This is a genomic window from Nocardioides sp. TRM66260-LWL (assembly GCF_020075545.1).
Lineage (GTDB): Bacteria > Actinomycetota > Actinomycetes > Propionibacteriales > Nocardioidaceae > Nocardioides.
The window spans coordinates 249,870-268,721 of the sequence record NZ_JAIQZK010000004.1; the positions used below are offsets into that span (position 1 = coordinate 249,870).

The window sequence follows — 18,852 nt, forward strand, 5'->3', positions numbered from 1 at the left end:
GGGGGTCCGACGCCGACCACCCCCCTGGGCGGATAGGACTCGCGGATCCGGGGAAGAGGAGAGGAGTCGACCGGCGGTCCGGGAGCGAGGGGGCACTCACGCAGAGCCCGGAGCAGCTCGCTGCCGGACCGCTGGTCGCGTCACGACCGCAGGTCGCTCAGGAGCGCCGCGCGGGCCGGGCAGTGTGCGCCGGGTCGCCGTGCGTGCGCCGGTCCTCCTTCATCTCGGCCTCGAACAGGTGCCGCCGTCCGCCGACGAGCCGGTCGCGGGCCTGCTGCTCGAGCTCGCGGAAGGTCGCGTGGTAGCCGTCGTCGTACTCCTCGACGATCTGGAACGTCCACCGACCCTCGAGCACGTTGCGACCGACCAGCTCGCGCTGGATCAGGTCGGCCAGGTCGGCGTGCCCGGCGTCGCGCAGCTGGTCGACCGCCTTGCCGACGGTGAGGTCGGTGGTGCCGCTCATCCGGTGGAAGGCGTAGAGGTGGCCGCGGGCGACCTCCGCGGCCTCCAGCGCCTCGCTGAGCGTGCCGAGGGCCTCGACCGTGGCGTCGTCCACGCCATCGGGGCGCACGTGCCGGTCGTCGGGGCGGTCGGTGTCGGGGTCGGCGGGGGTCTCGGCTCGGGGGTCGCTCATGCGGCGACGCTAGGCGCGGCTCGCGGCCGGTGGGATCACCCGGCCGGCGGCCGCACCCCGCCGTGGATGCCTCGCTCGACGACGAGCGGCTGCAGCACCCGGTGGACGACCGGGGCGGAGATCCGCACCCCGCGTCCGCCGGGGGTGAAGACGGTGAGGCCGTCGTCCTGCACCCCGAGGACGGATCCCCAGCGGCGGGGGCGCGGACGGTAGGCGCGCAGGTCGGCGTCGGGGCGGCCGTCGAGCGCGGCGAGCAGGTTGCGGGCGAGCAGCAGGTCGGCCCGGTTGCGGGCCGAGCCCCGCTGGGGGTCGGTGGCGGCGACGTCGCCCACGGCCCACACCCCGGGGGCGCCGGGCACGCGCAGGAAGGGATCGACGCGGACGAACCCGTCGGCGTCGAGCAGGGCCGGCGGCAGCCAGCCGGTGTTCGGACGCGCCTGCCCGACGGCCCACACGACCGCCTCGACGTCGGCGTCGGGGCCGTCCTCGAACCGCACGGGCCCGACCGTCGGCCCGACCGCCCGCGCGACCTCGTCGGGCAGGAGGGCGCGGCGGCCGCCGTGCACCGCGACGTCGCGGGCGCGCAGGACGGTGCGGAGCGTCGTCCAGACGCGGGGGTGGTGCTCGCGCAGCGCGGCGGCGTGGGGGTGGTGGAGCTCGATCCGGGTGCGCGGGAGGGCGGCGCCGAGGTTCGCGGCGGCCGCGACCGCGGAGGATCCGCCGCCGACGACCGCGATCGACGCGGCGTCCCGCAGCCGCGTGTGGTGCTCGGCGAGCTCGGCGGCGACGGCGTCGGCCGTGCGCACCTCCGGGCGCCGCCAGAACCCCGAGCGGACGCCGGTGGCGACGACCAGCGCGTCGAACGGCTCGCGCACGATCGAGCCGTCGAGCCGGCGGACGAGCGCCGAGCGGGGGCCGGTGGCGGGGCTGAGGTCGACGCCCGTGATCGCGCCGTGCACGGCGCGCACGGCGTCCAGCCGACGCAGCCGCTCCAGCTCCCACCAGTAGCCGCGACGCCAGTCGTCCGGACGCGCGAGGCGCACGCCGAGCTCCTGGCCGCTGAGCAGGCCGGGGGCGGCGCCGACGCCGACGACCTCCACGTCGCGACGCCGGGCGAGATGGCCGGCGACCAGCACTCCGGTGTCGCCGAGACCGGCGACGAGCACGCGGGTCACGTCACCGGGCTCCCGCCGGCCGATCGGCCTCGCGGCCGGGCCCGCAGCCGGGGCAGCAGCATCGGCACCTCGTCGAGCACCTGCTGGTAGGCCGGACGCCGGGCCAGGCTGCGCTCCTCCATCATCGGGATCGAGGCGCCGAGGAACATCGCGAGCATCGCGACCGCGCCGAGCGGCTGCCACCAGACGGTGGCGAGGTCGGGCGCGGCGGCGAGGCCGAACAGCGCCACCGAGACCCACAGCAGCAGCTCTCCGAGGTAGTTGGGATGCCGCGAGCGTCCCCAGAGGCCCTGCCGCATCGGCGTGCCGGGCGGCGCGGTGGCGATGAACCGCAGCATCTGGGCGTCCGCGAGACCCTCGAGCAGCACCGCGCCGAGACCGACGACCAGCGCGACGGCGTCGAGCCAGCCGAGCGGACGCGCGTCGCCGCGGGTGAGGACGTAGAGCGGCACGCAGGCGAGGAACACCTGCAGCGTCGGGATCAGGTGGATCGCGAGCAGGTCGACGGCGACCGGGCCGCCGGGCACCGTGGCCGCGCGCTCGCGCAGGAGCGGGTAGCGCCAGTCCTCGTGGTGCAGGCCGGGGAAGAGGCGGGCCCAGTGCACCGTCAGCCGCACCGCCCAGGCGCCGACGACGACGCCGGCCAGCAGCAGGCGGGTGCGGTCGGCGCCGGGCTCGGAGGTGGCCCACCACCAGCCGAGCAGCAGGGGCGGCGCGACGCTCCAGTAGGCGTCGTACAGGCTCGAGCAGCGGTGCAGCCGCGAGGCGGCGAAGACCACGAGCGTCGCGACGACGTCAGCGAGCAGGGCGTCCAGCCAGCGCCGTCCGGTGGTGGGGCCGAGCGCGAGCCACCCCGCCGCGGCGAGCACCGCGACGGCGTAGACCACCGCGACCCGGACGAGCGACGCGCGTCGGCCCCGCTCGGGCGGAAACGAGAACGTGTTCCAGGTCACGCCCGGAGACTAGTGCGAGGGCGCGGCCTCGCGCAGGCGCTCGAGCAGCGGACCGGCCGCCTCGTCGAGGAAGCGCTGCTGTCCCTCGTCGCCGACCTGGACGAGCGCGACGTCGGTGAAGCCGGCCTCCCAGAAGGCGCCCACCGCCTCGACGATCGCGTCGAGGTCGGGCCCGCACGGGATGGAGGCGGCGACGTCGTCCTCGGTGACGAACTGGCTCGCGCCCGCGAAGCCGGCCGTCGTCGGGAGGTCGGCGTTGACCGCCCAGCCGCCGGCGAACCAGCGGAACTGCTCATGGGCGCGCCGTCGGGCGGCGGCCTCGTCGGGGTCCCAGCAGATCGGCAGCTGGCCGATCGCCCGAGCCCCGCCCGTCGCGCCGCCGCTGATGGTCGGTGCGCCGGGCGTGGAGTTCCAGGTGTGCACGATGTCGGCGGACGGCTCGGTGGCGATGAGGTCGTCGGCCAGCGGCGCGAACCGCGCGATCGCCCGCTCGCCGGCCACGGCCAGGGCGAGCCGGACGGGCTCGTCGGGGAGGTCCCACACCCGCGCGGAGTCGACGGCGAAGTGGGCGCCGCGGTGGGTGACGAGGTCACCCGCGTGCAGCGCGCGGATGATCGTGATCGCCTCCTCGAGCATCTCGTGGCGCGTCTCGAGCGCGGGCCAGCCGCGTCCGACGGTGTGCTCGTTGAGGTTCTCGCCGCTGCCGAGACCCAGGGTGAACCGGCCCTCAGAGAGCAGCCCGAGGGTGGCGGCCTTCTGCGCCACGACGGCCGGGTGGTACCGCATCGTCGGGCAGGTGATGTAGGTCATCAGCTCGACGCGACTGGTCACCTGGCTGACGGCGCCCAGCACCGACCACGCGTACGGCGAGTGGCCCTGGCTGGTGAGCCACGGGGAGTAGTGGTCGCTGGAGACCTCGAAGTCGAACCCGACCTCCTCCGCGCGACGGGCGTAGGAGACGAGCTCGCGAGGACCGCTCTGCTCGGTCATGAGGGTGTAGCCGATGCGCGCCACGAGGGCTCCTTCGCAGACGGGGTGATGCCGACGGGCCGGGTCAGGCCTTGTCGAGCGTGGACTCCTTGTGGGCCGCCTTCGCGCCGGTCTTCTCCGACTCGACGATCCAGTACGGCTCGTCGTCGCTGGCGTTGAACTGCTGCTTCTCGAACTGGAACGGCTTCGTGCGGCGCTCGACTGCGGTGCCGGTCGTGCGGCCCTGGGAGGTGCTCCAGTGGACGGTGTCGCCCTGGTGGATCGGCTGGCTCATGCCGTCCGCCTGCCCGCGCGTCGTCGTCCCCACGCGCCGCCCCTCCCCCTGGATGGGCCGCCGCCGGACGGGTCTCTCAGAACACGCCGCGGCCGCCCGTCACGCCGAGCACCGTGCCGGAGACGTAGGAGGCGTCGGACGGCGAGGCGAGGAAGACGAAGGCCGGCGCGACCTCGGCGGGCTGGCCGGCGCGACCGAGCGGGGTGTTCTCGCCGAACCGCGCCACCTTCTCCGCTGTCTGGGTGGCGGGCTGGAGCGGCGTCCAGATCGGCCCGGGCGCGACGCAGTTGACCCGGATGCCGTCGGCTCCCAGCAGGCCGGCGAGGCTGACGGTCAGGTTCGCGATGCCCGCCTTGGTGGCCGCGTAGTCGAGCAGCGTGCTCGACGGCTCGTACGCCTGGATCGAGCCGCAGTTGACCACGCAGCCGGGGCGCTCGCGCAGGTGCGGCAGCGCGGCGCGGGTCAGCCGCAGCAGCGCGCCCAGGTTGGTGTCGAGGGTGCGGGCGATGCGCTCGTCGTCGATGTCCTCCAGCCCCTCGGCCCGCGCCCACTGATAGCCGGCGTTGTTGACGAGCACGTCGAGCCTCCCGAGCCCGGACTCCGCGACGACCCGGGCGACGAGGTCCTCCGCCGCGCCCGGGGCACGGAGGTCGACCTCGATCGCCAGCGCGCGGCGTCCGGCGTCCTCGACCCACCGGACGGTCTCGGCCGCGTCGTCCGCCTCCTCCGGCAGGTGGGTGAGCGCGACGTCGGCCCCCTCACGGGCGTAGGCGATCGCGACCGCCCGGCCGATGCCGGAGTCGCCGCCGGTGATCAGCGCCGCCCGACCGGCGAGGCGCCCCGTGCCCCGATAGCTTGTCTCGCCGTGGTCGGGGCGCGGCTGCATCGCGTCGGTGAGCCCGGGGTGGTCCTGCTGCTGGGGCGGGAAGGGGGTCTCGAGTCGGTCGTGGGTCATGCGGACCGGTGCCCGGCGGGATCCCCGGACATGCGGGGACGGTGGCTCTCGGTGGCCGAGGCGCCGCGTGGTCGAGCGCAGATCGGTGGTCGAGCGCGGCTTCGGTGGTCGAGCTTGTCGAGACCCCCGCACCCGAGCGCTGACGTTGGCTCGGGCCGACCAGCCGCGGTCAGCTCACCGCTTGTCGGTGGTCGCTGCCTAGGGACAGGCACTCGGTGGTCGCTCGCCGTCTCGGTACAGCGGGTGTTCCCCGTTTGCCGTCGCCGACTTCACCGTTCGTCTCTCTCAGTTGTCTTTGGTTGCTGCTTTGAAAACCTTGTCTGGTCTGGGGATATCCGCCTCTCTTCGAACGCGTGTTCGCATAGAATCGGGCTATGCCCTCTCGGACCCCACGGCTGCTGCGTGACAGCGACGCCCTGCGCGCCGCGATGGCTGCGCGGGCGGCTGAGGAGCAGTCGGCCCGGGAGGTCTTCATCGCGGCCGCGGACTGGGCGATCGCCCATGTGGCCGGCAGTGCTGACGTGGCGGGGTATGTGATCGACACCGGGATGATGCTTCCCCTCGCGGGTCCGGGTGCTCCGGAGGTGCAGGAGCATGCGGTCACGGAGTTCATCACCGCGCTCGGGATGACGCAGCAGGCGGGATCCTTCTATGTGGGGCATGCCCTGGAGGCGTGTGTGCGGCTGCCGCGGGTGTGGGCACGGCTGCTGCGCGGTGAGCTGGCGGTGTGGCAGGTGCGCCGGATCACCGAGGACACCATCTCGCTGTCGGCCGAGGCTGCGGCGTCGGTGGACGCGCGGATCGCGGCGTACGCCCACCAGGTGTCGCGGACCCAGATCTCGAACATCTGCCGAGTCGCGCAGGAGCACACCGACCCCGAGGACGCGGTCCTGCGGAAGGCCCAGGAGGCGGAGCACCGCCGGTTCGACGTGTGGCTCGGCCAGACCGGCTTCGACGGCACCGTCGACGTGTCCGCGATCCTCGACCAGCCCGACGCCGCCGACCTCGACCGCGCGATAGCAGCCCTCGCGGAGCAGCTGAAGAAGGCCGGCTCCGAGGACACACTGAGCGTCCGGCGCGCCAAGGCAGCCGGGATGCTCGCCCGTGGGGAGCAGGCCCTCCCGCTCGAGCCCAGCGGCGGCGGCGGTGCGGCTGCCACACCGTCTCGGTCGCGGCACCTGACGTTGTACGTGCACCTCTCCGTCGACGCCGTCACCGGAGCCCTCGGCGACGTCGCTCGCAGTGAGGCGTCCCGCTCACCGCTCGGGATCGAGGTGATCAAGGCGTGGTGCCAGACCGCAGGGACCAGCGTCACCGTCCGCCCGATCCTCGACCTCGCAGCCGAGCGGTACTCCGACGCCTACGAGGTCCCCGACCTGATCCGCGAGCAGATCATCCTCCGCGACCACACCTGCGTCTTCCCGTACTGCCGCAGACCCGCCCGGTCCTGCGACGCCGACCACATCGACCCCTACGAGGCCGGCGGACCCACCGCGTCATCCAATCTGGCGCCGCTGTGCAGGAAGCACCACCGCCACAAGACCCACGACGGCTGGAGATACCGACCGTCAGGACCCGACCAACCCGGCGTCTACCTCTGGCGCTCGCCGAACGGCGTTCGATTCCGACGCGACCGCCACGGCACCACCCTCCTCGACCCACCCCAGCCCGACGGCGGCTGAGCCCCACCGCTACGCGCCACCTCGCAGCCCGACACCACTTGGTGATCGGGCTGCTGGCGCACCCGGCGGACAGCCGGGCGAGGGGACGGCGACGGACGAGCTGCCGATCAGCGCAGGACGGCGACCGAGTCGAGGAGGATCGAGCGGGATCCGGTGGGCTCGATGCGCAGCCGGCCGGTGACCGTGCGCCCCAGGGCCACCCGCACCTGCCGGTAGCCGTCGCTGGACGACGCGACGCAGCGGCTGCCCGGGAGCGTGCGGCCATCGAGCGCGACCCGGAAGCAGAACGGCGTGCTGCCGCGGGCGGTGAGCAGCACCTGGGAGCCGGTGACCGTGCCGGTGCGGAGGACGGCCGTGGTGCCGAGCACCGTCAGCGTGTCGCCGACGCGTCCGCCGGTCGTGCGCCGGGACGAGCCGGTGACCGCGACCTCCCGGTCGTCGAAGGGCACCGTCGTGCATCGGGCCGCGCTCGTGGGCGAGAGGTTGCCGACCTCGTCCCGGGCCCGCACGCGGAAGCACGCCTCGCTGCCGGGCTCGAGCCGCTGGCTGACGCGGGTGGCCGTGGTGCGCTGCCACGCCGCGGGCGACTCCCAGGCGGCGGGCTCGCGAGCACCGGCCGGGGTGATGCGCCGCGTCACGTCGAAGCCGCCGATGCGGTGGACGTCGGTGGCCGCGTAGCGGACGTCGAGGAAGAGCGGTCCGCGGCGCGGCAGCACCCGCGGGAGCGGGTCGCTCCAGCGGACGACCGGCGCCGTGCCGTCGAGCTCGGTGCACGAGCCCTGCCACGTGCTCACGTGGCCGGCCCAGTCGAGCGCGCGCACCCGCAGGCACGCCCGCGAGCGGTCGTCGCCCGACAGGGACACCGAGGCGGAGCCGGTGAACGCCTCAGGACCGGAGGAGGCCGACCAGACCACGGCGGCCCCCGGAGCCGGGGTGGCGGTCTGCCACTCGTAGGCCAGGGCACCGGAGTACGGGACGTCGGAGCCGGTCCACTCCCAGGTGGCCACGCCGCTCGCGCGACGCGACACGGGCGCGGGCCGGCGGTCGAGGGCGACGGTCGGCGCGGTCACGTCCTCCGTGGTGGTGACCGGCGCCGAGACCGGCACCGTGGCGACGACGACCTGCCGCGCGGACGTCGTCAGCACCGCCCGCGGCCCGCCGGCGAGGTCGGGTCCTGCGTCCGGGCCGGTCGCGAGCAACGACCAGGTGCGATGGGCGACGCCGAGGTCATGGACGCGGAGGAGGCCGGACGAGGCGCTCAGCCTCACGCCCACGGCGCCGAGCTCGCCGATCGCCGGCACGAGACGCGGTGCGACCGAGCGCGTCGTGTCGACGAGCACCGAATCTCCGCCCGCGCAGCCGACGAGCACCTGGCCGTCCGCCGCCTGAAGCACCCCGGACGCCCTCGCGCAGACGGCGGGCAGCGCCCGCTGCACGGTGGCGCCGGTGGCGAGGTCGACGCCGCGCAGCACCGCGCCGGCCCCTGTGGTCCACGACGTCGTGCCGTCGATGATCGGCGCCGGCTGGTTGCTGTGCTCGACGAGCGGACGGCCCGGGAGCAGGGAGCCGTCGTCGGTGCGGCGCGCCCGCCAGACGCCGTCGGCGTCGAGGGACGAGACGACCCGACCGCCCCAGCCGAGCTCGATGCCCGCGGAGCGGCAGGCGGGGATCTCGAGGGCGGTGCCCGCGCGCAGCAGGCGGTAGGAGGAGCACATGACGTCGGGCCGCGGCGACGGTGCGGAGCCGGCGTAGTACCCGATCACGCCCGCGGCGACCTGCGCGGGCGGGTCGAGCGCGTCGCCGAGCGCCGGCGTCCCCGAGGGGTCCGTGACGACCGTCCAGTCGCCGGAGCCGTCGGACGGGGCGCGCAGCACCCGGGTGGTGGCGGGCGGAGGGGCACCCTCCGAGGTGCGCACCGAGGCGACCACGTCGGGCCCGTCGAGGTCAACGGTCATGACGTCCCAGCCGTCCGGCACCGGCGGCAGCGTCACGGTGGTGGGCTCGGCGCCGGGCGCGGCCTCGTCGGCGGCAAGCGAGGGCGACGGGATCGCGACCGCGCCGGCGGCGACGAGCGCGAGCCCGGGGACGGCGACGAGGGCACGGCGCAGCACGGACATGGGACCTCCCGAGAGACGGGCTCCGCGAGCCCGGGTGCGCGACGGGGGCGTCGCGGCAGCAGCATGCTAGGTCGCCCGGCGCGCTCGCGCTTAGGCGTAGGCGTCGAGCAGGGCGTCCCAGTCGTCGAGGAACCGCTGGAGCCCGAAGGCCTCGAGGGCGTGGGCCCGGGCGGCGCGGCCGTGGTCGGCGGCGAGGCCAGGATCGCGGAGGTAGCGCCGCACGGCGCCGTGCAGGACGGTCGGGTCGACGGCGAGCACGCCGCAGCCGGGCGGCACCGCGGCGACGGCCTCGGTGGTCGCGAGGGCCACGACCGGCATGCCCAGCAGCATTGCCTCGGCGAGCGGGAGCCCGAGGGACGTCCGGCGGGCGAGGTCGACGAAGACGCGCCGGCGCGCGAGCTCGACGAGCAGGCGGTCGTGCGGGAGGTCGTCGCGCAGGCCCAGACGGCCGGACGCCGCGGCGGGCGCGAGGGCGGCGCCGAGCGGACCGTCCGGGTCCAGGAGGGCGGAGACACCCGGGCCGAGCACGTCGACCGGCGCGGCACGGACGAGTCCGGGGAGCAGGTCGGCGCCGACCACGCGTCCTCGCCCCATCGGCTCGTCGGCGACGACCGCGGCCCGCTCGAGACCGCCGGTCCAGCGGTGCCCCGGATCGGGCACGCCGTACGGGACGACGTGGGTGGGCGCCTGCCCGGCGTCCCACCGGAGCCGGTGGGCGGCGGTGACGTGGACGATCGGGATGGCGGCCTGGTCGCCCAACGGGTGCCGCGTGGTGGCGGCGGGACCCGTCGGGGCGTCGTGCTCGAGGTACAGAGCGGGGACGTCGCGGCCGGGACGCCGGCCGAGCCACTCCTCGGCCAGCCCGAGCTCGTGGGGGCGCTGCAGGATCACCACGTCGACCGGCTCCTCGCGCAGCTGCTCGACGGGCACCTCCCGCGCTCGCCCGGGACGGGCAGATGCGGCCACTCCCCCGCGGTCGGCCGCACCGCCGTCGGGCAGCACGGGCACCAGGACGTCGTGGGCGCCCTGGAGGAACGCCGAGGTCCAGGGATCGTGGACCCGCCAGAGGAGCACCCGCATGCCGCCGGGTGTCCCGCGGAGGCGCCGGTCATGCGGCACCACCCGGAGCGAGGGCCTCAGGCCGCGACCTGCTCGCGCAGCCGCGCGAGGATGCCCGAGAGCAGCCGGCTGACCTGCATCTGGGTGACGCCGATGCGAGCGCCGATCTCGGCCTGGGTCAGGTCGTCGACGAACCGCAGCGCGAGGATGCGGCGCTCGCGCTCGTCGAGGCCGGCGAGCAGCTGCTCCACCAGCACCCGGTCCTCAGTGGGCTCGACGCCGTGCTCGTCGGGGATGAGGTCGCCGAGGGACGTCGGGGAGTCGCCGCGAGCGGGCTGGTCCAGCGAGGTGGGCCGCTGGCAGCCCGCGGCCTGCACGCACTCGTCGTACTCCCGGTGGCCGATGCCGAGCCGCGCCATCTCGTCCGCACGGCTCGGCTCGTGCCCGAGCTCCTGGGTGAGCTCGTCGAGGCAGGCGGCCAGCTCGTAGCGCAGCCGCTGCACGCGCCGGGGCGGCCGCACCGCCCAGCCCAGATCGCGGAAGTAGCGCTGCAGCTCGCCGCGGATGGTGGGCACGGCGAAGGTGAGGAGGTCGTCGCTGCGCTCGGGATCGAAGCGACGCACGGCCTTGAGCAGCGCCTCGTAGGCGGTCTGCTCGAGGTCCTCCTGCGGGACGCCGCGGTCGCGGAAGCGCGCCGCGACCGCCTCGGCCACGCCGCGGTTGACCACGACGACCTCGTTGAGCAGGTCGTCCCGGCGGGCGCCGGGCGGCGCCGTGCGCGCGCGCTCGAGCAGGTCGCTGGTGGCGATCTGCCGTCGGCGGCGCTCCTCTCGGTGTGGTCCGGTCGGCGGGGCGCCGGCCGGACCGGTCGGGCCGGCCGGGCCGGCACGTCGGCCGGCGGGGGCGGTGAGGCGGGGGGATCGAGCGAGGGTGGTCATCGGGGTTCACGTCCGTCGAGTCGGAGTGGACCTCGCCGTCGTCTCCAGCAAGGGGTTCCCGCACTCGACGCTAGGGGCAGCGGGAGCCGGGGTCCTCGCCTAGGGGGAGGAGCGCATGGACGGTGCGCCGACGGGACACCGGCCCACGCCCGGCCCGGGCGTCGTCTCGACGGGGGACGACGGCCGGGCCGGGTCCCCCTCTCGGGCGAGGTCGCCGCGTGCTGCCGCCCCGCGCCGTCTCCTAGGGTGTCCGGAGACAGGAGCGACAACGATGTCTGATGATCATGCGCAGCGCATCGACGCGCTGTTCCGTCCGGCCCTGACCCCGGTCTCCGAGGTGCGGGAGCTGGAGGTCGTGCTGCAGCACCTCGTCGACGGCGCCCAGGCCCTCCTGCCCGACAGCCGCGGCGCGGCCGTCGTGGCCACCGTGGCCGACGACGAGCTCTTCCGGGTCGCCACCGACGACGCCCTGACCGCCCTGGTCGACGCCGAGCTCCGACTCGGGGACGGCCCCGCGCTGATCGCGATGGCCTCCCGCGAGGAGGTCTGCGTCGACGCCGACGAGCTGGCCCGACGATGGCCGCGGCTGGCCGCCCTCGCCGGCGGCGACGCCGGGAACGCGTGGCTCGCCGTGCCCCTGTGCGTCGAGCGCCGCTGCCTCGGCGTCTTCGTGCACGTGAGCACCGCGTCCGCGGTCGACGACGAGGCCCGCGCCATGGTGCGCACGCTGGCCGGCGCCGCGCTGCTCTCGGTGGAGCGGGCGGCGCACGAGCACCACACGCGGCTGGCGCTGGAGTCGCACTCGCTCATCGGGCGCGCTCTCGGCATCCTCATGGAGCGCTTCGACCTGACGGCGGACGCGGCCTTCGCCTACCTGCAGCGGCTCTCGAGCAGCGAGGAGCGCAAGATGCGCGACGTCGCCGCCGACCTCGTGGCCGAGCGCGGACGACACCGGACGGGGGTCGACGATGCCTGAGGCCGAGGTGCGCCCCGCGGCCGAGACCGCCCTGCTCGCCGCAGTGCTCGCCGGCGCGCCCGACGCCGTCATCGGGATCGACGCCACCGGCACCATCACCGCCTGGAACGACGCGAGCACCACGCTCCTCGGCTGGAGCGCCGAGGAGGCGATCGGCGCGCCGCTCGCCGACCTGGTGGTGCCGCCCGAGATGCGCGAGGCGCACCTCGCCGGCCTCGCCCGAGTGCGCGACGGCGGCCCGTCGCGGCTCGCGGGCCGCACCGTCCCGCTGCTGGCGCAGCGCCGCGACGGCGAGCGGCTGCCGGTCGAGCTGACGATCACGGCGCTGGAGACCCCGGGGGGCCGGCGCTTCCACGCGTTCCTGCGCGACGCGTCACCCCGGCTGCACCGCGACGTCCGCCTGCGGGAGCTGGAGGCCCGGTTCGCGCGCTACGCGGAGCTCCTGCCGGGCGTGGCCCTCGAGCTGCGCGGGGCGGGCGGCGAGTACCGGTGCACCTTCGTCTCCGACGGCTGGACGACGGCGCTCGAGGCCGACCCCACCGGCGAGGCCGACCCGATGCCGGCCCTCGCGGCCCTCGGGGTGCCCGCCCACCTGGCCGCCGGCGAGTCCGACCTGCGCCTCGTCGACGTCCCCCTCGCCGGCGGACGGAGGCTGCGCGCCCAGCCCCGCCGCCGCGACGGCGAGGTGCTCTGGGAGGCGCTCGTCCTGCTCTGACGCACGCCTCGGAGCAGGCGTCCTCGTCGAGGCGGGGGTGGGCGTGGTGCAGCGGGTCTTCGCGAGCCGGGCGGGCGCAGTGGGGCATGGCGCTCGGTGCGCCGGGACACCGGACAGCATGCCCCCGTCGTCCACCCTCGCCCCTGCCGCCGCCCCGCGGCCACCCCGGCTGCCCTCCCCGCGCGGACCGCTCGGGGAGGCCGTCGTCACCGCCCTGGACGCCGACCCGGAGGGGCTGTCCGGGTCCCCCGAAGCGCTCGGGCGCGCGACCCGCGAGGACCGGCTGCTGACCCTCTGGACGCTCCAGGAGCTCCACCGCGGCGGCTTCGCCGGGGTGGAGGACGACGCGGAGGACGCGCCGGGCGTCGTCGCGCTGCGACGCCGGCTGGAGCAGGAGCTCGAGGCCCGGCTGCGTGGACGCTGGCTCTCCCGCGCTGAGCCGACGGAGTCGGCGCAGTCGGCGCAGTCGGCGCAGTCGGCGGAGCCGCTCGGGCCCGCCGGACCGCCCCCGGGAGCGGAGCCCGGCACCTGGGCCGCGGAGGCGATCGACGGGCTCGTCGCCGCCGACGACGGGCCGTCCCTGGCCCGGTTCGTCCAGCGGCGGGCCACCCGTGCGCAGGCGCTGGAGCTGCTACGGCTGCGCTCGCTCTACCACCTGCAGGAGTCTGACCCGGTCGCGTGGCTCGTGCCGCGCCTGCCGGTGGTCGCGAAGGCCGCCCTGGTGGAGCTGCAGTACGACGAGTACGGCGCCGGCGACCCCGCTCGGCTCCACCACCACCTCTTCGCCCGGGGCCTCGAGGCCTGCGGCGTCGACGCCGCCTACGCGGCCCACGTCGACGAGGCGCCGGTCGAGATCCTCGAGCAGGTCACCACCGTGACGATGCTGGGCGCTCGACGCCGTCTGCGCGGCGCGGCCCTGGGCCACCTGGCGGCCTTCGAGGCCACCTCCTGCGTGCCGTCGCGCCGGATGGCGCAGGGCCTGCGACGACTCGGCCTCCCCGAGGAGATCGGCGACTACTACCGCGAGCACGTGCTCGCCGACGCCGTGCACGAGCAGCTGGCGTCGCGGGTGATCTGCGGGGCGCTGCTCGAGGCCGAGCCGCAGCTGGCCGACGACGTGCTGTTCGGCGCCTGGACCTGCCTCGACCTGGAGGCCCGGTTCGCCGGGCGCCTGCTCGACCGCTGGGCCGCGTCGTGAGCGCGGAGCCGCCGCCGGAGCCGTCCGCTCCCCACGTGGTGCCGTGCCCCGGCGGCCCGCTGCTGCTGCGCGGCGTCTCGTCGGTGCGCGACGCCGACGGCGTCGAGCACCCGGCCCGGCGGCCCGTGGTGGCGCTGTGCCGGTGCCGCCGGACGTCCGAGGCGCCCTGGTGCGACGGCACCCACCGGCTGCTGGCACATGCTCAGGCGCCGACGGGGCACCGGGCACCGTGACCCACCACGACCCGTCCGGCCCTCAGCCCGCCGATCAGCCCGCTCGACCGCCCGCTCGACCGCCCGGCCACCCGTCCCGCACCGAGCGGAGCACCGCCGCGAGCCCCGACGCCGTGTGGCGGATCCTCGCCGACGGCTGGCTCTACCCGCTCTTCGTCGTCGGCGCCTCCCGCATGCGCGAGGTCGACGCCGCCTGGCCCGAGGTCGGCGCCCGCCTGCACCACTCCGTCGGCGCCTGGCCCGTGCTCGTCGACGACACCACCGAGGTGCTCGAGGTGCGGCCTCGCGAGTCGCTGCGGCTGCGCGCCCGGGCCTGGCCCGGCGGCGAGGCCGAGGTGACGATCCGGCTGGTGCCCGAGGGCGCCGGCACCCGGCTGGTGATCGAGGAGGACGCCGTGCGCGGCCCCGGCCTGCTCGTGCCGCGGCCGGTGCGCCACCTGCAGCTGCGCTGGCGCAACGTCGAGACCCTGCGTCGCCTGGCGCTGCTGGCGGAGCGGCGGTGACGGCTCCGCCGGCGCGGACCCGGACGATCGGCGGCCTGCCGATCGGCTACGACGAGCGGGTCCTCGAGCCGCGGCCCTGGACGGCGGCTCAGGCGCGCTGGGCCGCGGAGCTGGCCGCCGACCAGCCGCCCGGCCGCCTGCTGGAGCTGTGCTGCGGCGCGGGCCACATCGGCCTGCTCGCCGCGCACCTCACCGGTCGCGCGCTGCTGGCCGTCGACCTCTCCCCCGCCGCCAGCGCCTGGACGCGGCGCAACGCCGACGCGCTCGGCGTCGGGGACCGGGTCGAGGTGCGTCAGGGCCGGCTCGAGGACGGGTGGGAGCCGGACGACGAGCGCTTCCCGGTGGTGCTGGCCGACCCGCCCTGGGTGCCCTCGGCCGAGGTCGGACGGTTCCCTGACGACCCGGTGCTCGCGATCGACGGCGGCGTCGAGGGCCTCGACGTCGCACGGCTCTGCCTGCGGGTCGCGGCGGCCCGGCTGCGGCCCGCCGGCGTGGTCGTCCTGCAGCTGGGCACGCCCGCGCAGGTGCACGCCCTGGTCGCCACGGCCGGCTCGCTCGGCCTCGCACTGCTCGGCACCCGGCAGGAGGAGCGCGGCGTGCTCGCGGTCTGGGCGGCGCATGGGCCGGGGCGTCCAGGACACCGGCCCGCGGGGGCGCACGCCCCCGACCGTCCCGCGATCGAGGAGGCACCACGATGAAGGCCGTCACCTGGCAGGGCCGCACCGACATGCAGGTCGTGGAGGTCCCCGACCCCACGATCGAGCAGCCGACCGACGCGGTCGTCCGGATCACGTCCACCGGTCTCTGCGGCTCCGACCTGCACCTCTACGACCCCCTGACGCCGTTCATGAGCGCCGGCGACGTCGTCGGACACGAGCCGATGGGCGTCGTCGTCGAGGTCGGCCCCGAGGTGCGCGACCTGCAGGTCGGCGATCGGGTCGTCGTGCCGTTCAACGTCAGCTGCGGCACCTGCTGGACGTGCACCCGCGGCCTGCACAGCCAGTGCGAGACCACGCAGAACCGCGAGCAGGGCACCGGCGCGAGCCTCTTCGGGTACAGCCGGCTCTACGGGCAGGTGCCCGGCGGCCAGGCCGAGTACCTGCGGGTGCCGTTCGCCGACACCCTGCCGATCCGGGTGCCCGACGGACCGCCGGACGACCGGTTCCTCTACCTCTCCGATGTGCTGCCGACCGCCTGGCAGGGCGTCGAGTACGCCGACGTGCCGGACGGCGGCAGCCTGCTGGTGATGGGCGCCGGGCCGATCGGCGACATGGCGGCCCGGATCGCGCTGATGCGCGGGCTCCGGGTGGTCGTCGTCGACCGCGTGCCCGAGCGGCTCGCCCGGGTCGCCGCCCGCGGCGCGCAGACGATCGACCTCGCGTCCGCGGGCTCGGACGGCGTCGCCGAGCAGGTGCGCGACCTCACCGACGGCCGCGGCACCGACGCCGTGCTCGACGCCGTCGGCATGGAGGCCCACGGCTCGCCGCTGGCCGAGACCGCGCAGAAGGCGTTGCGGCTGCTCCCGAGGCGGCTGCAGGGCGCGGTGATGACCGAGGCCGGCGTCGACCGGCTCGACGCGCTGCTCACCGGCATCGAGTCGGTGCGCCGCGGCGGCACCGTCTCGATCTCGGGCGTGTACGGAGGCGCCGCCGACCCGCTGCCGATGATGCAGATGTTCGACAAGCAGCTGACCCTGCGCATGGGCCAGGCCAACGTGCGCCGCTGGAGCGACGACATCCTGCAGCTGCTCGTCGAGGACGAGGACCACCTCGGCGTCGAGGAGTTCGCCACCCACCGGCTCCCGCTGGACGCCGCGCCCGAGGCCTACGCGCGGTTCCAGGCGAAGGAGGACGGCATGGTCAAGGTCGTGTTCCAGCCCTGAGGCCCCGGGCGCGAGTCCGGTTGCGGCGAGGGGCTCAGCGCAGGGGGACGACCGCATCCACCAGGGCGGGGTCGACCCCGTGCTGGCGGATGACGATCGTCGCCGTCATCGTGCGCGGCAGCCGGACCGTGAACCACACCGGCTCCCTCGAGGGCACGCCGTCACGCTCGCAGGCCGCGCTCAGGCGGGTGCGGCCGGCGATCGTGATCGACACGCACGCGCCGGCCGCGATGACGCCGATCTCCCGCGCGGTGATCCGCCGGGTCATCGAGCCGGAGCCGCGGAGCATCGTCAGCGTGCGACCGATGCCGGTGCCGCCGACGGCCCGGGCATCGCCGTGCCGGACGAAGGCGCGGTCGTCGTACGGCACCGCCGTGCAGCGCTCGCGGGCTCCGCGATCCCTCCGCGAGACGTTGCCGGCCCGGTCGCGCGCCCGCAGCCGGAAGCAGACGTTGGTGCCTGGGGGCAGCCTCCGACTCACGGACGTCGCGCGTGTGCGTCGCCACGCCGCCGGCGTCCGGTAGGCCCCCCACGGTCGGCCCGGCAAGGCGATCCGGCGGGAGACGTCGTAGGACGCCACCCCGAGGGCGTCCTCCGCGCCGTACCGCATGACGACGGGGCGGAAGGGGCTCTGCCGCCACGGCGTGGAGGACGACCGCCACGAGGTCAGTGGCCGGTAGCCGTCGGCGGTCAGGCAGGTCTGCGACCACGCGCTGACGTTGCCCGCCCAGTCATGGGTGCGCACGCGGAGGCACGTCCGCTGGTCGCGCTCCGAGGGCATCACCGTCAACCTCGCACGCGTCATGGCCGTGTCGTCGAGGTACGTCGTGAACAGGTCGGGCAGGTAGGTCGGCCGCGACGATTGCGCGACCTCGTACGCCACCCGATCGCCCACGCCGCCCGGGTCCGAGGCGGTCCAGACGACCGGCCACGAGCGCTGGGCCGACGGGGTGCGCACCAGCCGCGGGACCCGGCTGAGGACGGGGGCGGTCGGAGGCGTCACGTCCTCGTCGACCTCGACCGGGGGCGAGGTCGGCAGCGTCGTCACGCTCAGGGCGCCGTCCGGGTTGACGATCGCCAGCCGGGGCGATCCGTCGGCGTCGAGGGCGCTCAGGCGGTCGTCGCCGTCGACCAGCCCTCGCGAGCTCCGCGCGAAGGTCCACGTGCGGTGCGCGGTGCCGAGATCGTCGACGCGCACCTCGTCCTGCCCCGCGGTCGCGGAGAGGGAGAGGGTCGCGGAGAGGCCGATGACGTCGTCCGGGATCTGCCGGGGCGAGACCGCGCGGGTGGTGTCGAGCAGAGCGGCCACGTCGAGGCAGCGCACGGCCACCAGTCCGCCACCCGCGGCGAGCACCCCGTCCGGCAGCCCGCAGCCTCCGGGAAGGGCCCGACCGACGACGTCGCCGGTGCGGAGGTCGAGCGCCCGGAGCGTGGTGCTGCCCGGCTCGACGTCCCAGACGGTCGTGCCGTCGACCTCGGGCGTGTGACTCGCTCGGACCGAGTCGGAGCCCGGCCAGGCCGAGCCGTCGACGACCTGCTCGACCCGCCAGAGAACGTCCGCCCCGCGCGTCGAGACCGCCTGACCGCCGCCCCCGAGCCGCGGGTCGCCGCAGCTCTCGAGACGGCGATCGACCGGTGCGCCCGCCACCGAGCCGATCAGGCGGTAGCCCGCGCAGTGGAGGCCTGGCCGCGCCCTCAGCAGCAGGACGTCCCCCGCGACCGCGACCAGGGGCTGGTCGATCGGCTGGCCGGTCGACGGGTCCTGCACCGCCGACCAGGATCCGGTCCCGTCCGCAGCGGTCGTCAGGACGCGGCTGGTCCGCGCACCGTCCGACGCCGTGGTGCCGACCCCGGCGAACACCACGTCGCCCGCGAGCGCGACCCTGCCGACCGTGGCACCTGCCGGCAGCGCGGGCAGGGGCACCGTGACCGGCGCGGGCTCGGGGCCGTCGGCCAGTGCCGCCGGGGCCGACGTGCCGACCACCGCGAGGAGGGGCAGGAGCAGCGCGGCGGCGACGAGGCCCGGCCGAGTGGGTGCGTGCATGGGGTCCTCCGCGAGCTGGTGCGTGCCCGGACGCCGCACGGTCGGCACCCTAGCCGTCGTCGGCGGCGGTCAACGCAGGATCAGGACGAGTGCGCAGGCTGGGCGGGCCCCGATGCACCGGGCTCAGCCGGGCGTGGAGCCCTCATCGTCGATGCTGAACGACCGCAGCCAGGCCGCCGCGGCGCGCGCCCGCTCGCCGAGGGCGTCGAGAGCGGCGGCGTCGAGGTCGTGCTGCTCCGGATCGAGCACGACGCCCCGCTCCACGACGCCGCGCTCGGCGACCTCGAGCTCGAAGCCGAAGAACGGCTCCAGCACCGGCCCCTGGTGGTAGCGCGCCGGAGCGCCGTCGACCTCGAACTCCCACGGGTGCCCGGGCTGGAGCACGCAGGCGGAGGGGCAGGGCGGGAGCGGCGCTGGTTCAGTCCACCTCGACGTCATCGCAGACGCTCCCAGGATCCGTGGGCCATACTCCACTGACCCGGGTGACTCGGCGCCCCACTCGACGCCTGCGCAGCCTCGAGCCG

General features: G+C 75.8%; 19 protein-coding genes. 8 read left to right on the top strand and 11 right to left on the bottom strand.

The annotated features are described in order from the left end of the window. Positions 1–157: 157 nt before the first annotated feature. The 6 genes from K8Z61_RS12225 to K8Z61_RS12250 all read right to left on the bottom strand — a co-directional run bounded on the left by K8Z61_RS12225 (position 158) and on the right by K8Z61_RS12250 (position 4,981). Positions 158–634 carry a hypothetical protein gene (locus tag K8Z61_RS12225; RefSeq protein WP_224129878.1) on the bottom strand — a complete coding sequence of 159 codons (477 nt, stop codon included), beginning with the start codon at positions 632–634 and terminating at the stop codon, positions 158–160. A 35-nt stretch (positions 635–669) separates the two neighbouring features. After that, the gene (locus K8Z61_RS12230; protein WP_224129880.1) at positions 670–1,809 is read right to left on the bottom strand and encodes an FAD-dependent oxidoreductase; all 1,140 of its coding nucleotides are present in this window, start codon (positions 1,807–1,809) and stop codon (positions 670–672) included. Beyond that, on the bottom strand, positions 1,806–2,762 hold the full coding sequence (locus K8Z61_RS12235) for a DUF1295 domain-containing protein (RefSeq protein ID WP_224129882.1): 957 nt from the start codon (positions 2,760–2,762) through the stop codon (positions 1,806–1,808). The genes K8Z61_RS12230 and K8Z61_RS12235 overlap by 4 nt, the downstream gene beginning before the upstream one ends. Before the next feature lie 9 nt (positions 2,763–2,771). Beyond that, positions 2,772–3,776 (bottom strand): TIGR03557 family F420-dependent LLM class oxidoreductase, encoded by a 1,005-nt coding sequence (locus K8Z61_RS12240; protein WP_224129885.1) that lies wholly within the window; start codon positions 3,774–3,776, stop codon positions 2,772–2,774. Positions 3,777–3,816: 40 nt separating this feature from the next. Continuing rightward, on the bottom strand, positions 3,817–4,026 hold the full coding sequence (locus K8Z61_RS12245; RefSeq protein WP_224129887.1) for a DUF2945 domain-containing protein: 210 nt from the start codon (positions 4,024–4,026) through the stop codon (positions 3,817–3,819). Positions 4,027–4,102: 76 nt separating this feature from the next. After that, positions 4,103–4,981 (bottom strand): SDR family oxidoreductase, encoded by an 879-nt coding sequence (locus K8Z61_RS12250; RefSeq protein WP_224129889.1) that lies wholly within the window; start codon positions 4,979–4,981, stop codon positions 4,103–4,105. A 374-nt stretch (positions 4,982–5,355) separates the two neighbouring features. Between K8Z61_RS12250 and K8Z61_RS12255 the strand changes: the two genes are divergently transcribed. Then, the gene (locus K8Z61_RS12255; RefSeq protein ID WP_224129891.1) at positions 5,356–6,663 is read left to right on the top strand and encodes an HNH endonuclease signature motif containing protein; all 1,308 of its coding nucleotides are present in this window, start codon (positions 5,356–5,358) and stop codon (positions 6,661–6,663) included. Positions 6,664–6,770: 107 nt separating this feature from the next. Here the strand turns inward: K8Z61_RS12255 and K8Z61_RS12260 are convergent, their stop codons facing one another. From K8Z61_RS12260 to K8Z61_RS12270, 3 genes are all read right to left on the bottom strand, one after another. Next, positions 6,771–8,780 carry a hypothetical protein gene (locus tag K8Z61_RS12260; RefSeq protein WP_224129893.1) on the bottom strand — a complete coding sequence of 670 codons (2,010 nt, stop codon included), beginning with the start codon at positions 8,778–8,780 and terminating at the stop codon, positions 6,771–6,773. A gap of 90 nt (positions 8,781–8,870) precedes the next feature. Then, positions 8,871–9,860 carry a glycosyltransferase gene (locus K8Z61_RS12265; RefSeq protein WP_224129895.1) on the bottom strand — a complete coding sequence of 330 codons (990 nt, stop codon included), beginning with the start codon at positions 9,858–9,860 and terminating at the stop codon, positions 8,871–8,873. Between the two features lie 56 nt (positions 9,861–9,916). Next, positions 9,917–10,777: a sigma-70 family RNA polymerase sigma factor gene (locus K8Z61_RS12270; RefSeq protein WP_224129897.1), complete on the bottom strand. Its 861-nt coding sequence runs from the start codon at positions 10,775–10,777 to the stop codon at positions 9,917–9,919. Between the two features lie 271 nt (positions 10,778–11,048). Between K8Z61_RS12270 and K8Z61_RS12275 the strand changes: the two genes are divergently transcribed. The 7 genes from K8Z61_RS12275 to K8Z61_RS12305 all read left to right on the top strand — a co-directional run bounded on the left by K8Z61_RS12275 (position 11,049) and on the right by K8Z61_RS12305 (position 16,284). Next, the gene (locus tag K8Z61_RS12275) at positions 11,049–11,753 is read left to right on the top strand and encodes a GAF and ANTAR domain-containing protein (protein WP_224129899.1); all 705 of its coding nucleotides are present in this window, start codon (positions 11,049–11,051) and stop codon (positions 11,751–11,753) included. After that, positions 11,746–12,468 carry a PAS domain-containing protein gene (locus K8Z61_RS12280; protein WP_224129901.1) on the top strand — a complete coding sequence of 241 codons (723 nt, stop codon included), beginning with the start codon at positions 11,746–11,748 and terminating at the stop codon, positions 12,466–12,468. The genes K8Z61_RS12275 and K8Z61_RS12280 overlap by 8 nt, the downstream gene beginning before the upstream one ends. A gap of 118 nt (positions 12,469–12,586) precedes the next feature. After that, positions 12,587–13,666, top strand: coding sequence for an iron-containing redox enzyme family protein (locus tag K8Z61_RS12285; protein ID WP_224129903.1), 1,080 nt, complete (start codon positions 12,587–12,589; stop codon positions 13,664–13,666). After that, positions 13,663–13,899, top strand: coding sequence for a CDGSH iron-sulfur domain-containing protein (locus tag K8Z61_RS12290; protein ID WP_224129905.1), 237 nt, complete (start codon positions 13,663–13,665; stop codon positions 13,897–13,899). Before K8Z61_RS12285 ends, K8Z61_RS12290 begins: the two co-directional genes overlap by 4 nt. Beyond that, the gene (locus tag K8Z61_RS12295; RefSeq protein ID WP_374227947.1) at positions 13,896–14,402 is read left to right on the top strand and encodes an SRPBCC family protein; all 507 of its coding nucleotides are present in this window, start codon (positions 13,896–13,898) and stop codon (positions 14,400–14,402) included. The genes K8Z61_RS12290 and K8Z61_RS12295 overlap by 4 nt, the downstream gene beginning before the upstream one ends. Beyond that, positions 14,399–15,100: a methyltransferase domain-containing protein gene (locus K8Z61_RS12300; RefSeq protein WP_224129908.1), complete on the top strand. Its 702-nt coding sequence runs from the start codon at positions 14,399–14,401 to the stop codon at positions 15,098–15,100. The genes K8Z61_RS12295 and K8Z61_RS12300 overlap by 4 nt, the downstream gene beginning before the upstream one ends. Then, positions 15,097–16,284, top strand: coding sequence for an alcohol dehydrogenase catalytic domain-containing protein (locus K8Z61_RS12305; RefSeq protein WP_224129910.1), 1,188 nt, complete (start codon positions 15,097–15,099; stop codon positions 16,282–16,284). The genes K8Z61_RS12300 and K8Z61_RS12305 overlap by 4 nt, the downstream gene beginning before the upstream one ends. A gap of 34 nt (positions 16,285–16,318) precedes the next feature. On the opposite strand, the gene K8Z61_RS12310 is transcribed toward K8Z61_RS12305, so the two are convergent. Together K8Z61_RS12310 and K8Z61_RS12315 are read right to left on the bottom strand one after the other, a co-directional pair. After that, entirely contained in the window at positions 16,319–18,328 is a 2,010-nt protein-coding gene (locus K8Z61_RS12310; protein ID WP_224129912.1) for a hypothetical protein, read from the bottom strand. 123 nt (positions 18,329–18,451) lie between these two features. After that, a complete protein-coding gene (locus K8Z61_RS12315; protein WP_224129914.1) occupies positions 18,452–18,712 on the bottom strand; it encodes a hypothetical protein in 261 nt (86 codons plus the stop codon). Positions 18,713–18,852 lie beyond the last annotated feature (140 nt).